The following is a 14,053-nucleotide window of genomic DNA, read 5'->3' as shown; positions in this document are numbered from 1 at the left end:
GGCGGGCGTCGAGCACGCGACGACGGCCGCCGCGGACGCGCGCAGCGCCGGCTGCCTGGGCCGGCAGCCAAAGCGCACGAGGGGAGTGCCATGACGAGTGTGAGCAGGAGATACGCGGCGACGACGTCGCCCGTGCGCGCCGGCCGCGCAGATGCCGAGGCGGCCGGCCCCGTCGTCCTCATGGTCTCTGGTGGCGCGGACTCCACGGCCCTCCTCCTGCTCGCCGCGACGGACGAGCTCGACATCGATGACGGCCGTGGTCTCGCGCGCATCGCCCGCGAGCGCCTCCACGTGCTCCACGTGAACCATCAGCTCAGGGGTGAGGCGGCGGACGGCGACGAGGCTTTCGTGCGTGAGCTCTGCGCCAGCCTCGGCGTTCCCGTCGAGGTCGTGCGAGTAGACGTCGCAGCGCTTGCGGCGGACCCGGCCACCGGCGACACCAACGTCGAGAACGTCGCGCGAGAGGTGCGCTACGCTGCGGCGACGCGCCTGGCGAACCGCCTGTGCGAGGAGGCGGGCCTGCCCCGCTCCGCCGCGCGCATCCTCACGGCCCACACGGCCAACGACCGCGCGGAGACCTTCTTCATGCATGCCATCAAGGGCTCCGGCACGCAGGGGCTCTCGTCCATTCCACGCCGCCGCAACCGCATCGTGCGCCCCCTACTCGATCGCACGCACGAGGACCTCTGCCGTCTCCTTCGCATGCGCGGCATCGCTTGGCGCGAGGACGCGACGAACGCCGACACCCGCTACCTGCGGTCCTTCGTGCGCCACGAGGTCGTGCCGCGGGCGCTCGAGCGCAACCCGCGTCTCTTCGAGAGCATGGCCGCTACCTGCGAGATCCTCTCGGACGAGGACTCGTACCTCACGCAGGTCGCCTCGCGCGCGTTCCGCGCCCTCGAGCGCAGGCGGGAGGAGGGGCTCGTCGTGCTCGACGGCGCCCGCCTCGCCGCGGCGGACGTCGCCATCGCGCGCCGCGTCGTGCGCATGGCCGTGCTCGCGGCATGCCCGGGTTGCCGCCTCGATTCGCGTCACGTCACGCGCGTGCTCGAGCTCGTCGCGGCGGGCGAGGGCTCGGCCACACTGCCGGGCGGCGTCGACGCGCGCGTCTCGTACGGGATGCTCTTCGTGCGTGCCCGCATGGCGCAGGCCGGTGTCGCTACCTCGGGTTGGATCGAGGTTCCCGCTCTCGAGGGGATGGCGGGCGCTTCGAGCGTGCTCGCGGGGCCTGGTCCCGAGGGAGCGCTTCTGCTCGCCGGCGGCACGCTGACGGCGCGTCTGCGCGAGGTCGCCCCGGGGAGTGACCCGGTGGCGCTTGCCCGCGCCCACGCCCGCGAGTGGGAGGGCGCGTCCGTCCTGCTCGACGCGGAGGCGTGTGGGCTTGGCCCCCTAGGCGGCAGCCTTTGGGTCTCCTCACCGGAGGTAGGCGAGGTGCTCTGTCCGCTGGGGATGCACGGCCAGTCGAAGAAGCTCTCCGACCTGCTGATCGACGCGAAGGTCCCTGCGGCGGAGCGTGCCGGCGTGCCCGTCGTGCGCATCGGTGACGGCGGGCGGATCCTCTGGGTGGCGCCCTTGCGTGCCGACGAGCGTGCCCGCGTGACCGACGCCTCCCGCGTCCTCCTCGAGCTCCGCCTCGTCCCCACGCGCCAGTGAGGCAGCTCGCAATGGCCACCTGAAAAAGGGACAGTCCCTTTTTCAGGTGGCTGCGGCGGGTTGACAAAGGGCGGGTTGACAAAGGGCGGGTTGACAAAGGGCGGGTTGACAAAGGGCGGGTTGACAAAGGGACAGTCCCTTTGTCAACTACTGGCGACCGCCTGCGCATCGTTTCCCGTGCCGTCCCGTTTATTGTCAGACGGGGCTGGTAGAATGGCAGTTCCCACCGTGAGCGCCGGCAAGCGGCGCCGTGGGGCAAATGAGGCGACCGGCCTCAGAGAGGAGCGCTCCCATGGAGCAAATCCATCCAGACGTCGAGAGCGTCGTGCTCTCCGAGCAGGACATCAAGGATATCGTCACCCGCATGGGCGCGGAGATCACGCGTGACTACGCAGGCAAGAACCCGCTGCTCATCGCCGTGCTTCGCGGTGCCGTTGTCTTTATGGGCGACGTCATGCGTGCGATCGACTGCGAGCTCGGCATCGACTTCATGGCCGTCTCGAGCTACGGCGATGGTGCCAAGAGCTCGGGCGTCGTCCGCATCGTGAAGGATCTCGACACCAAGATCGAGGGCCGCGACGTCCTCATCATCGAGGACATCCTCGATTCTGGCCTCACGCTGTCCTACCTCATGAAGAACCTGCGCTCGCGCAAGCCCGCCTCCCTCGAGATCGCAGCCTTCCTCGTGAAGGACGTCGAGGGCCAGACTGCCGCCGTCAAGCCGCGCTACGTGGGCGCGCACGTGCCTGATTCCTTCATCGTGGGCTATGGCCTCGACTTCGCCGAGCGCTACCGCAACCTGCCCTACATCGGAGTCCTCAAGCCGGAGGTTTACGGTAAGTAGCATGAGTGAGAACAACCAGAGCAACGGCCCTGAGCGCCCTGGCGCCCCGGTGCCTCCCGGCACGCCCAATCCTGGCGACCAGCGCCGCGGCATCGTCTACACCATCCTGACGCTCGCGCTTATCGGCTACATCGTCTTCTCCTTCATGCCGGGCTTCATGTCCGGCCAGGCGGGCGCGACGGAGCTCCCCACGAATGACGTCGTCACCGCCATCAAGGAGGACCGCGTCGACAACCTTACGTATCGCGCGGCGTCGGGCGAGCTCACTGGTGAGTACTGGGCCAACAAGCAGGACGTCGGCGATGACTCCAAGCTCGTTGCCTTCAAGAGCTCCTACGTTGGCTCCGACTCCCTGTCTGAGCTCATGGAGGGACACCCCGACACCACCTACGTGGTGGATACCTCGAGCGATGACTGGATCGAGACCCTCCTGTTCACCGTCCTCCCGACGCTGATCATGGTTGCCGTCTTCGTCTACTTCATGCGTGGCATGCAGAACCAGAACGGTCGCGCCATGGGCTTTGGCAAGACTAAGGCGAAGACGACGGAGCAGACTCGTCCCAAGGTCAAGTTCTCGGACGTTGCCGGCGTGGACGAGGCCGTCGAGGAGCTCAGGGAGATTCGCGACTTCCTCGCCGAGCCCGAGCGCTTCCAGAAGATGGGCGCCAAGATCCCGCGCGGCGTGTTGCTCGTCGGCCCTCCGGGCACGGGCAAGACGCTGCTTGCCAAGGCCGTCGCCGGCGAGGCGGGCGTGCCGTTCTTCTCCATCTCCGGCTCTGACTTCGTGGAGATGTTCGTGGGCGTTGGCGCGAGCCGCGTGCGTGACCTCTTCAAGCAGGCCAAGGCCGCGAGCCCCAGCATCATCTTCATCGACGAGATCGACGCCGTCGGCCGCCAGCGTGGCGCTGGCCTCGGCGGTGGCCATGACGAGCGCGAGCAGACGCTCAACCAGCTCCTCGTCGAGATGGACGGCTTCGAGGCGAACGACGCGGTGATCCTCATCGCCGCTACCAACCGCCCGGACATCCTCGACCCGGCGCTGCTGCGTCCCGGCCGCTTCGACCGCCAGGTCACGGTCGACCGTCCGGACGTCCTCGGTCGCGAGCACATTCTCCGCGTCCACGCGGAGAACAAGCCGCTTGCCCCGGACGTTGACTTCAAGCGCCTCGCCCAGCTCACCCCGGGCTTCACCGGCGCTGACCTCATGAACCTCATGAACGAGAGCGCCCTTCTCGCGGCGCGTCGCAACAAGTCCCAGATCACCATGGCTGAGGTCGAGGAGGCAATGGAGCGCGTCATCGCCGGCCCCGAGCGCAAGAGCCGCGTCATGACGGCGGAGGAGCGCAAGACCATCGCCTACCACGAGAGCGGCCACGCCCTTGTCGGCCACATCCTCGACAACGCCGATCCGGTCCACAAGATCTCGATCATCGCGCGCGGCCAAGCCCTGGGCTACACGCTCTCGCTTCCGGAGGAGGACCACTTCCTCAACACGCGCAACGGCATGCTCGACCAGATCGCCGTGCTTCTGGGTGGCCGCACCGCGGAGGAGCTCTTCTGCGGTGACATCACCACCGGTGCCAGCAATGACCTCGAGCGCGCCACGAAGATCGCGCGCCAGATGGTCACCCGCCTGGGCATGAGCGAGGAGCTGGGCACGCAGGTGTTTGGCGAGGCGCAGCACGAGGTCTTCCTCGGCCGTGACTACGCGGATCACCAGGACTACTCGGCTGAGACCGCCAAGCGTATCGATGATGAGGTTGAGCGCATCATGCGCGAGGCCCACGACCGCGCCCGCGCCGTGCTCGAGGCCCGTCGCGGCCAGATGGATACGATGGCCGAGGTGCTTCTCTCCCGCGAGACCGTCGAGGGCGAGGCCGTGAAGGCCCTGCTCGACAACGAGTGGGACAAGTACCTGGAGGCTCACCCGGAGGAGACCGCCGGCAAGCAGACTGCTCCTGGCGAGGTCGACGAGGCCGCCGCCGCAGAGGCCGCCGCTGCGGCGCATGCCGCCGTTGCCGCCGAGGCTGGTGACGCCGCGGGTGACGCCGCGGGTAACGCCGCGACCGCGACGGAGCCCGTCGCCGGCGAGGACGCCAACGCGAGCTAGTCACGGCTAGGCAAACAAGATCCGTCCGAGGGGCGGCACGCAGTTCAGATTGCGTGCCGCCCTTTTTTGCGTGACGGTCCGATTCGCGTGCCGTTTCCGCGGCGGCCCGATTCGCGCGGCGGCCCCGTGGCGGCTTTCTTGCGTGCCGGCCGATTCGCGCGGCGGCCCCGTGGCGGCTGACCCTCAGCGCTGGCGCTGTGCCGGGCACCTCTCCGTGCCGTTCCCGCGACGGCCCCTACGCCCTGCGTCCGCCCGTCGCCGTCATATGTAGCGCCGTCGTAACCTAGCGCTGCCATCGGAGGGATAGAATGCGACATAGCGCGCTGCTACCCGGCCCACGCTGACACGACAAGCCAATCGCGATCGAGGGGGACGATATGATCAACGAGACGATGTACGGCTATGGGGCGTCCAAGAGCTCAATCCGAGACATTGCGGCCTATGCCGCCGTGCGCAAGGCCGAGATTGGCGTCGAGAACGTCTTCGACTTCAGCCTGGGCAACCCGAGCGTGCCCGCTCCCGCCGCCGTCGCTGAGTCGCTCAAGCGTTCCGCGGAGCTCCCGCCCGTTCAGGTCCACGGCTACACGCCGGCAAACGGCCTGCCCGCCTGCCGCGAGGCCGTCGCTGCCTCCCTCACCCGTCGCTTCTCCGCCGAGATGGGCGACGCGCCCGTCGCCGCGGCCGATGACCTCTACCTCACCTGCGGTGCCGCCGCGTCCCTCTCCATCACGCTGCACTCCGTGACTAACCCCGGCGACGAGGTCATCGTCATTGCCCCGTACTTCCCGGAGTACCGCGTCTGGATCGAGACCTGCGGCTGCACCTGCGTCGAGGTCATGGCAGACCCCGCGACCTTCCAGGTTGACGCCGACGCCGTCTCCGCCGCCATCACCGAGCGCACCGCCGCCGTGATCATCGACTCGCCCAACAACCCCACCGGCGCCGTCTACACGCGCGAGACGCTCGAGGCGCTCGCCGGCGTGCTCGAGACCCGCGGCGAGGAGCTGGGCCACCCCATCTACCTCATCTCCGACGAGCCCTATCGCGAGATCACCTATGGTGCCGAGGTGCCGTGGGTGCCGGCCATCTACGCTCGCACCATTGTCTGCTACAGCTACTCCAAGAGCCTGTCGCTGCCGGGCGAGCGCATCGGCTGGGTGCTCGTGCCGCCCACCAACCCCGAGCACGACCGCCTTGTCCTCGCCATTGCCGGCGCGGGCCGCACGCTGGGCTTCGTCTGCGCGCCGGCCATCTTCCAGCGCGTGGTGACTGACTGCGTCGACGAGCCGAGCGACGTCGACGCCTACGCCGAGAACCGCGCTGCCCTCACGGAGGGCCTCGCCGCGGCCGGCTTCGAGTACGTCGAGCCGGACGGTGCCTTCTACCTCTGGGTCAAGGCGCTCGAGCCCGACGCCGGGGCGTTCTTCGAGCGTGCGAAGGCCCACGAGCTGCTGCCCGTCCCGTCTGACTCCTTCGGCTGTCCCGGCTGGGTTCGCGTAAGCTATTGTGTGAGCCACGACCTGATCGTCAACTCGCTGCCCGCCTGGAAGGCGCTGGCGGCGGAGTACAAGTAGGAAGGTGCCCATGCTCACTAACCGCTGCGACGTTCACACCCATACGCTCTTCTCTCGCCACGCGTACTCGACCATTCGCGAGAACGTTCTCGCCGCCGCCGAGCAGGGCGTCGAGGTACTGGGAGACACGGAGCACTTCAGCTGCATGCTCTTTCCCGAGCAGCGCATGCGAGACTTCCAGTTCTTCTTCAACTTCGGCGCGTGGCCCAAGGTCTGGGAGGGCGTGCGCCTCATGCATGGCTGCGAGGCGGACATCGTCGATCTCGACGGAAACCTCTTTGGCTATGACATGTCGGTTGACATGGAGATCAACGGCGCGCCGCTCTCCGAGGCCACGACCCTCAAGGAGAGGGTCTTCTCCGATTGCGACTACGTGATCGCAAGCGTGCATGACCGCTCGTTCACGCATGGGTCGGGAACCGTCGCGGGCACGCAGATGTACCTGAATGCCCTGCATGACCCCAAGGTCCTCATCCTCGGGCACATCGGCCGCTCCGGTGTGGACTTCGACGTGCGAGAGGTTGTCGCCGAGGCGGCGCGCCTGGGCAAGCTGATCGAGATCAACGCCCACAGCCTCGAGTTCAAGCGCGAGGCCGTGACCACCTCTTGCCGCAAGATCGCGGAGACCTGCGCCGAGTTGGGCTGCAAGATCGCCGTCAGCACGGACGCCCATATCTGCTGCTCCATCGGCAAGTTCGAACCGGCGCTCGAGGTTCTCGAGGAGATTCACTTCCCCCAGGAGCTCATCGCCACGACCAACGCCCAGACCTTCACCGCCGCCCTCGCGGCCGCAGGCCTGGAGGCTTAGCCCAGCTCGATCGTGAGCTCGACGGGGCAGTGGTCGCTTCCGTAGACCTCGGAGAGGATCGAGGCGCCGGTCACGCGGTCTGCCACGTCATCGCTCACGAGGAAGTAGTCGATGCGCCAGCCCGCGTTGTTCTTGCGGGCGTTGAAGCGGTAGCTCCACCAGCTGTAGGCACCCGTGAGCTCGGGGAATCGCATGCGGAAGGTGTCTGTGAAGCCAGCCTCGAGCAGGCGCGTGAAAGATTCACGCTCCTCGTCCGAGAAGCCTGCGTTGCCACGGTTGGGGCCGGGATTCTTGAGGTCGATCTCTTCGTGGGCCACGTTGAAGTCGCCGCAGGTGACCACGGGCTTCTCCGTGGCGAGGCGGCGGAGGAACTCGCGATAGGCGGTGTCCCAGGCGAGGCGCGTGTCGATGCGCGCGAGCTCGTTCTGGGCGTTGGGCGTGTAGACGTCCACGAACCAATATTCCGGGAATTCGAGCGCGCAGACGCGGCCCTCAGTTGCTGCCACGGCGACGAGCTCCTCGTCCTCCGCGGAGAGGACCTCGTGCGCGATGGGAAGCAGGGCGTCCGCGCGAAGGACCTTGCGCGGCTCCTCTCGGCTGAAGACCGCGGTGCCGGAGTAGCCCTTACGCTCCGCGTAGCTCCAGGTCTGGTGATAGCCAGGGAGGTCGAGCTCGATCTGGCCTGCCTGGAGCTTCGTCTCCTGGATGGCGAAGACGTCTGCCGCCGTATCCTCGACGACCTGGGTGAAGCTCGGGTCCTTTTTCATGACGGCGCGAAGGCCGTTGACGTTCCAAGAAACGAGCCTGAGCTCGCGGGCGTTTGGCATGGGTCCTCCAAAGTTGTTGCGTGCAGGAGGATTGTAGCCCAGGCCCGGTGCGGTGGGACGCGGGCGGACGTCGAAGAGAGTGCCCACAGGCTGCTCAGGCGCCGTGGCGGGCGGCCGCGGGCGCTAGCTCTTGAGCCATTCCAGCCAGTTGTCCATCTCGCGCTCCGCCAGGGCATGGCCTTGGTCGAAGACGGCGCGGAGGCGCTCGACGTTCGTCTCGGTGTTCTGGATGGGCATACTCTCCGGCCGCACGACAAGGGCGCGGCCCTCGCGCTCGAGCTCGGCCAGGTGGTCGAGTGCTGCGTTGTAGCGCTCGGCACGCGTGACGAGCGCCTCAAAGACGTGAGGCTCCCCGGCGCAGACGCGTCGCATGATGCCGCGGGTGCCGTGCCCCATGGGCTCCTTGCGGTAGCCGGCCGGGCGCGTCGCGACGAAGAAGAAGCGCTGGTAGCCGTCATCCTCCGCCATGTGCAGCGGGATGCCCGCGCCTGTGCCCAGGCCGCCGTCGAGCATGACCTGCCCGTCAACCTCGATGGGCTTCATGACGAACGGCATGGTGGAGCTCGCGCGGACGAGGCTCGCCATGCCCACGCGCGAGGTCATGTCGTCGCGCGTCCAGGTGACGGTGCGGCCCGTGTCTCGCTCGAATGCCTGGATGCGGAGCCGAGCGGGATTCGCGCGGAAGGTCTCCCAGTCGAACGGAAGCGTACCGTCCTGAATGGCGCGCTCGTAGAGGAAGTCCGCGTTGAAGAAACCGTTGCGGCGCATGAGCGAGCCGATGCCGCCGAAGCGCTCGTCTCCGGCGATGTCGACGAAGGCCTGGCGCGTGCGCTCTGCGTCGCGCGAGAGGTAATTGACTGCGTTGGAGGATCCGGCGGAGAGTCCGCAGACGTAGGGGAACCAAACCTCGTGCTCGATGAGCGCGGCCACGATGCCGGCGGTGTGTGCGGCGCGCATGCCACCGCCCTCCAGCACGAGCGCCACGCCGGGGACGTTAGCGGGAGCGACCGCCGGGGTGGGCTGCACGGCTCCGGGAGCGTTGGACGGAGCCGCTGCCTCGGAAGGTGTGCTGGTCGACTCCATGTCGGCTCCTTTCTCATCCTGACGGTCTATGGCACTTTAGCACGACGGAGTGAAGAGGTTCTGATCCGCCCTGGCGTCCGGCCGCTCCGGCACCCGGCCGTTTGCCAAGGTCTATGCTTGTGCCGAAGTGACCACGCTCGAGAATCGAGGCTCCCATGCCCATCACCATCACGGACCCAACCGAGGCCGCCACCGAGCTCAAGGCTCGCGTCGAGCGCCACGAGCGCATCGTCTTCTTTGGTGGCGCGGGCGTCTCCACGGCGAGTGGCATTCCGGATTTCCGCAGCGTTGACGGCTTGTACAACCAGCAGTTCGACTACCCACCGGAGACTATGCTTTCGCACGCCTTCTACGAGACCCATCCGGCGGAGTTCTTCGAGTTCTATCGTACGAAGATGATCGCGCTGGGTGCCAAGCCCAACCAGGCGCACCTCAAGCTCGCCGAGCTCGAGCGCGAGGGCAGGCTCACTGCCGTGGTGACCCAGAACATCGACGGCCTGCATCAGGCAGCGGGGTCGAAGAACGTACTCGAGCTACACGGCTCGGTCCATCGCAACATCTGCCAGCGTTGCGGCGCCACCTATTCTGCCGAGTGGATCATGGCGCGCGAGCATGAGGATGGGCACGGGGTCCCCGTCTGCCCCGAGTGCGGTGGTGTGATCAAGCCCGACGTTGTGCTCTACGGAGAAAGCCTCGATGACCGCGTGATTCACGACTCTGTGCGCGCGATCCAGCAGGCGGACATGCTGATCGTGGGAGGGACGAGTCTCGTGGTCTATCCCGCCGCGGGTCTGGTCGACTATTTCCTCGGCCAGGAGCTCGTGGTTGTGAACCGCGACCCCATCCCCGTGAGCTCGCGCGCCAGCGTCATCATCCAAGCCGATATCGCCAAGGCCTTCGACTTCTAGCGATCCCGGGCGGTATCGTCACACCTTGCCGTTCTGTGTTGGCTTTCCGCCTGCCGGCGCGGAATCTGCCCGCCCGCTACAATCGAGAGAGCTAATCACGACGGAGAGGTGCCTATGCTTCGAGAAGACCAGATGACCTGGCGCTGCGGAAAACACGAGATTTCGCTCGCGCGCCCGCGCATTATGGGCGTGCTCAACGTCACGCCCGATTCCTTCTCGGACGGCGGAACCCATGCCACGACCGCGGCGGCGATCGAGTGGGGCCTTCGCATGCTCGACGAGGGCGCGGACATCATCGACGTCGGCGGTGAGTCGACGCGCCCCGGCTTCACCGCGGTCTCTCCGGACGAGGAAGGCAAGCGTGTTATCCCCGTGATCCGCGCGCTGGTCGACGCGGGTGCCATCGTCTCGATCGACACGCGTCACCCCGAGGTCGCGCGCCTCGCCGTCAAACTCGGCGCCTCCATCATCAACGACGTGACCGGCTTCACCAACCCCGAGATGGTGCGCGTCGCCCAGGAGAGCGACTGCGGCTGCATCGTCATGCACGCCGGCGAGGTCTCGGAGCGCGCACCGCGTCAGACCGTCACGCTTGACTCCACCGCCGCCGCCCGAGCTGCCGCCGCTGGCCTCACGGGCACCGCGTCCGGCGCGTCGACCCTGCCCAGCGCCCCCACCGGCGCTGCAGCAAACGCCAAGGCCGCCGATATCGCCGCAGCTAGCGCGCCCGATGAACCCACTGCTGCCGAGCGCGCGGACGCCGCCGCGGCCGAGCGTCTTGACGAGGTCATGCGTCGCAGCGCCCGTGGCGTGACGAGCGCTTCCGTCTCCCTGGCGGGAGGCAACCGCCGCTTCACCCTGCCGGAGGAGGCGCCCATCATGCGCCGCGTCATGGGCTTCCTCGGCGACCAGGCCCGCGAGCTCATGCGCGCCGGCGTTGCCCGCGACCGCATCTGCATCGATCCTGGCCCCGGCTTCGGTAAACTCGCGGATGAGGATGTCGTCATCCAGCGCGCCTGCGCCAAGATGGTCTCTATGGGCTACCCCGTGCTTTGCGCCGTCTCGCGCAAGCGCTTCGTGGGCGCCGTCTCCGGCGTGACGGAGGCTCCCGCGCGCGATGCCGCAACTGCTGGTGTCTGCATCGCGGCCGTGGCGGCGGGCGCTCGCGTCCTGCGCGTCCATGACGTGGCGGGCATCTCGCAGGCGCTCGACTCGTACTGGGCCATCGCCCATCCCGATCCGCGCCGCGCGTTCGTGGCGCTTGGCTCGAACGTCGGCGATCGCGTCGAGTACCTCGCCCGTGCCTGCGAGCTCATCAACGCCATTCCGCTCACGTGCGTCACCGGCGTGAGCCACGCCTACGAGACGGACCCCGCCTATGGCATCGCGCTTCCCGTCGCCAATGCCGTCGCGGAGATAAAGACCGAGCTCGCGCCCCTCGTCCTGCTCGACGCGCTCATGGGCGTGGAGAAGCAGCTCGGCCGTAAGCGCGTTCCCGGGCAGGAGGGCCACGGCCCCCGCACTATCGACTGCGACCTCCTCTGGATGGAGGGGGAGACCCACGCCGGCCGCAAGCTCGCCCTGCCGCACCCGCTCTTGGGTGAGCGCGACTTCGTGCTCGTGCCGATGGAGGACCTCATGCACGATCCCGTCCGCTTCCTCACGCATGCGGGCATTTCAATCAAACCACGCGAGGAGCGTGTGGGCCTCGTTCGCGCTGACCTGGGAGAGATCTCATGGGAGTAACTGAGATAGAGAGCGCCGATTGCGTCGTCGGGGCACCTGAGCTGCAAATCGTTGCCAGCACGGGGTCGACGAACGACGATGTCATGGAGCTGGGTCGCGGCTCTGCCCCGCACGGTGCTTGTGTCGCCGCTCACGAGCAGACCGCCGGTCGCGGCCGGCGCGGCCACGGTTGGGGCTCTCCCTCGACGGGCCTCTACCTCTCCGTGCTTCTCCGTCCGGATGTCCCGATGAGCCACTACATGGGCATCTCGGCCGTGTGCGGCATGGGCGTGCTCGACGCGCTGCACTCCCTTGGTGCCACTCGCGCGGCTCTCAAGTGGCCGAACGACGTGGTGGTTCCTGCCACGGACGCCTCCGCCCCCGATCGCAAGCTCGCGGGCATCCTCGTCGAGGCAGGCACGGGCGACTCCGGCATGTTCGCGGTCTGTGGCATCGGCGTGAACCTCGAGCGTCCGGTGCTCGAGGGTGACATGGGCAGCGTGAATCCGCTCGCGCCCGCTGGCATTGCGGACGCAATGGCCGAGGGTGCCGTGGCTCCTGGCTTCGACGAACTTGCGCAGGCCATCCGCGACGCCGTGGTGGCTCGCGCGGATGCCTGGGCTGCCGCCGTGAACTCGGGCCATGCCGTGGCTGGCCCGCTGGCGCCCGTGCTCTCGGAGTATTTCGACGCGCTGCCGCTCATGGGCGCACGCGTCGACGTTGTCTACCCCAACGGCAACGTCGCCGCGACGGGCGACTTCGTGGCTGTCGACGTTTGGGGGCGCGCGACCGTTCGCCTGGAGGATGGCCGCGAGGTCGTCGTCTCGAGCGAACAGGCCAGCCTGCGCCGTGCGGCGTGCTAGGCGTCTGGCCAGCACTTGCTTAATGGCTCGGGGCGGCTCCGCATTGTGCCGGGGCCGCCCCGCTTTTGTTCGCGCCATATGGTTCGCGTGCCGCTGTCGGTGGCGTGCCGCTTGCCCTTACGCCTGGTGCGTGCTCCAAATGCGCCAGACTCCGCGCAGCGTGAGGTCCATGTCGACCGAGTCAAAGACGCCCGTCGCGCGCTCGATGACGCGCGAGAGGCCTCCCGTGGCGATGACGGGGCAGTCGAGAACCTCCTTGCGCGCCGCCTGAACCGCATGCGCTCGGTCCTCGTCGCCTCCCGCGAAGGAGGCCAGCGTCTCCTGCTCCGCCTCGTCGGCAAGCTGGTTCTTTATGCGGCGGACGAGGCCTTCCGCCTGGGCGGCGACGCCCAACACGAGGCCAGACTGCAGCGCGTGCTCCGTCGTGTCGCCAATGGGCGCGGGCGGAACCTCGATGGGAATGGATGCGAGCTTGGCGGCGCGGTCGAACAGCGCGGTCGCGGAGAGCATGAGGCCCGGCGCGATGCATCCGCCGCGATAGCGACCGTGGAAATCCACCACGTCGATGTTCGTCGCGGTGCCAAAGTCCACGACGATCGCGGGCGAGCCATAGGCGGCGCGCGCCTCGACGGCATTGGCGATGCGGTCCGCACCCACCTGCGTTGGGTAGGGCATGGCGATCTCCATGCAGCAGTCTGTGCTGCCGTGGACGAGGTAGGGCCTGGTGCCGAAGGCGTCCGTGAGGGCCGCGTCCCACATCTTGGTGAGGATGGGCACGACGCTGGACACAGCCGCCGCTTCGATACCGCTGAGCTCGTAGTCGCGCAGCGCAAGGAAGCTGCGGAGATGTGCGTGAAGCTCGTCAGAGGTGTCTGCGCGGTCCGTCTTGAGTCGCCAGCGCTGGCAGACGTTGCCATTCTCGAGCAGGCCGATGGTGGTCTGGGTGTTGCCTACGTCAATCGCGAGGAACATGGTTGCCCCTTTGCCGTGGCCGCGTGAAGTGGCGGCATCGTGGAGCTTGGCGTGTTTGGACGCTCAAACTCCAACAAATTCGTGACATGAAACAAGGCCCATGCTACCATTCAAAGGCTTGAAGCCTTGGTCGGAAACCAAGGCATCTCCGGACCATCCCCGGGGAGTTCCATTGCCTGGTCGGTAACCAGGCGCGAAGCAAGAAGGAGTCCTGCAATGAAGAAGGGTATCCACCCGGATTACGTCGAGTGCACCGTCCGCTGCAGCTGCGGCAACACTTGGACCACCCGCTCCACCGTCTCTTCCCTGACCGTCGACCTCTGCGACAAGTGCCACCCGTTCTACACCGGCCAGCAGAAGCTCGTTGACACCGGTGGACGCGTCCAGCGCTTCGCCGACAAGTTCGGTGGCGCCGCTGCCGCCCAGCTCGAGAAGGCCGCTGCCGCCAAGGCCGCCCGTGAGGCCAAGGCCGCCGAGGCCGAGGCTGCTCGCAAGGCCGCCGCTGAGGCCAAGGCCGCCGAGAAGGCCAAGCGTGCTGCTGAGTACGCCAAGAAGGCCGCTGCCGAGGCCGCCAAGGCTGAGGCCGAGGCTCCCGCCGAGGTCGCCGCTGAGGCCACCGAGACCGAGGCTGCTGCTGAGTAGCATTTCGCTCTCATAGCACGAATTAGCCCCGCATGGCATTGAGC

At 67.6% G+C, this 14,053-nt stretch carries 12 protein-coding genes; 9 read left to right on the top strand and 3 right to left on the bottom strand.

Features of this window, described 5'->3' with window-relative positions; genetic code table 11:
- The 5 genes from tilS to Q0H23_RS07350 all read left to right on the top strand — a co-directional run.
- A partial coding sequence (gene tilS, locus Q0H23_RS07370; RefSeq protein WP_366509951.1) for a tRNA lysidine(34) synthetase TilS occupies positions 1-1,653 on the top strand: 1,653 nt, incomplete at its 5' end.
- A 292-nt stretch (positions 1,654-1,945) separates the two neighbouring features.
- A complete protein-coding gene (gene hpt, locus Q0H23_RS07365) occupies positions 1,946-2,497 on the top strand; it encodes a hypoxanthine phosphoribosyltransferase (protein WP_293837074.1) in 552 nt (183 codons plus the stop codon).
- A gap of 1 nt (position 2,498) precedes the next feature.
- Positions 2,499-4,607 (top strand): ATP-dependent zinc metalloprotease FtsH, encoded by a 2,109-nt coding sequence (gene ftsH / locus Q0H23_RS07360; protein WP_293837072.1) that lies wholly within the window; start codon positions 2,499-2,501, stop codon positions 4,605-4,607.
- 377 nt (positions 4,608-4,984) lie between these two features.
- A complete protein-coding gene (locus Q0H23_RS07355) occupies positions 4,985-6,181 on the top strand; it encodes a pyridoxal phosphate-dependent aminotransferase (protein WP_293837070.1) in 1,197 nt (398 codons plus the stop codon).
- Positions 6,182-6,191: 10 nt separating this feature from the next.
- On the top strand, positions 6,192-6,989 hold the full coding sequence (locus Q0H23_RS07350) for a phosphatase (RefSeq protein ID WP_293837068.1): 798 nt from the start codon (positions 6,192-6,194) through the stop codon (positions 6,987-6,989).
- Here the strand turns inward: Q0H23_RS07350 and Q0H23_RS07345 are convergent.
- The gene (locus tag Q0H23_RS07345) at positions 6,986-7,816 is read right to left on the bottom strand and encodes an exodeoxyribonuclease III (RefSeq protein WP_293837066.1); all 831 of its coding nucleotides are present in this window, start codon (positions 7,814-7,816) and stop codon (positions 6,986-6,988) included. The two genes, Q0H23_RS07350 and Q0H23_RS07345, sit on opposite strands and share 4 nt — an antisense overlap.
- Positions 7,817-7,939: 123 nt before the next feature.
- Complete coding sequence (locus Q0H23_RS07340) at positions 7,940-8,899, bottom strand: patatin family protein (protein WP_293837064.1); 960 nt, start codon at positions 8,897-8,899, stop codon at positions 7,940-7,942.
- A 155-nt stretch (positions 8,900-9,054) separates the two neighbouring features.
- On the opposite strand from Q0H23_RS07340, the gene Q0H23_RS07335 reads away from it, so the two are divergent.
- The 3 genes from Q0H23_RS07335 to Q0H23_RS07325 all read left to right on the top strand — a co-directional run bounded on the left by Q0H23_RS07335 (position 9,055) and on the right by Q0H23_RS07325 (position 12,395).
- Positions 9,055-9,807: an NAD-dependent protein deacylase gene (locus Q0H23_RS07335; protein ID WP_293837062.1), complete on the top strand. Its 753-nt coding sequence runs from the start codon at positions 9,055-9,057 to the stop codon at positions 9,805-9,807.
- A 114-nt stretch (positions 9,808-9,921) separates the two neighbouring features.
- Positions 9,922-11,553, top strand: a complete 1,632-nt coding sequence (gene folP, locus Q0H23_RS07330) for a dihydropteroate synthase (protein WP_293837060.1) — start codon at positions 9,922-9,924, stop codon at positions 11,551-11,553.
- Positions 11,544-12,395: a biotin--[acetyl-CoA-carboxylase] ligase gene (locus Q0H23_RS07325; RefSeq protein WP_293837058.1), complete on the top strand. Its 852-nt coding sequence runs from the start codon at positions 11,544-11,546 to the stop codon at positions 12,393-12,395. Before folP ends, Q0H23_RS07325 begins: the two co-directional genes overlap by 10 nt.
- Positions 12,396-12,512: 117 nt before the next feature.
- Here the strand turns inward: Q0H23_RS07325 and Q0H23_RS07320 are convergent, their stop codons facing one another.
- The gene (locus Q0H23_RS07320; RefSeq protein WP_293837056.1) at positions 12,513-13,367 is read right to left on the bottom strand and encodes a type III pantothenate kinase; all 855 of its coding nucleotides are present in this window, start codon (positions 13,365-13,367) and stop codon (positions 12,513-12,515) included.
- A gap of 216 nt (positions 13,368-13,583) precedes the next feature.
- On the opposite strand from Q0H23_RS07320, the gene rpmE reads away from it, so the two are divergent.
- The gene (rpmE, locus tag Q0H23_RS07315) at positions 13,584-14,009 is read left to right on the top strand and encodes a 50S ribosomal protein L31 (protein WP_293815707.1); all 426 of its coding nucleotides are present in this window, start codon (positions 13,584-13,586) and stop codon (positions 14,007-14,009) included.
- The last annotated feature ends 44 nt before the right edge of the window (positions 14,010-14,053 follow it).

Origin of the sequence: uncultured Parolsenella sp., from assembly GCF_934660935.1 — a bacterium.
Classification (GTDB): Bacteria; Actinomycetota; Coriobacteriia; order Coriobacteriales; family Atopobiaceae; genus Parolsenella.
The sequence above is the reverse complement of the archived record's forward strand: the minus strand, read 5'-3'. Positions and strand labels throughout refer to the sequence as shown.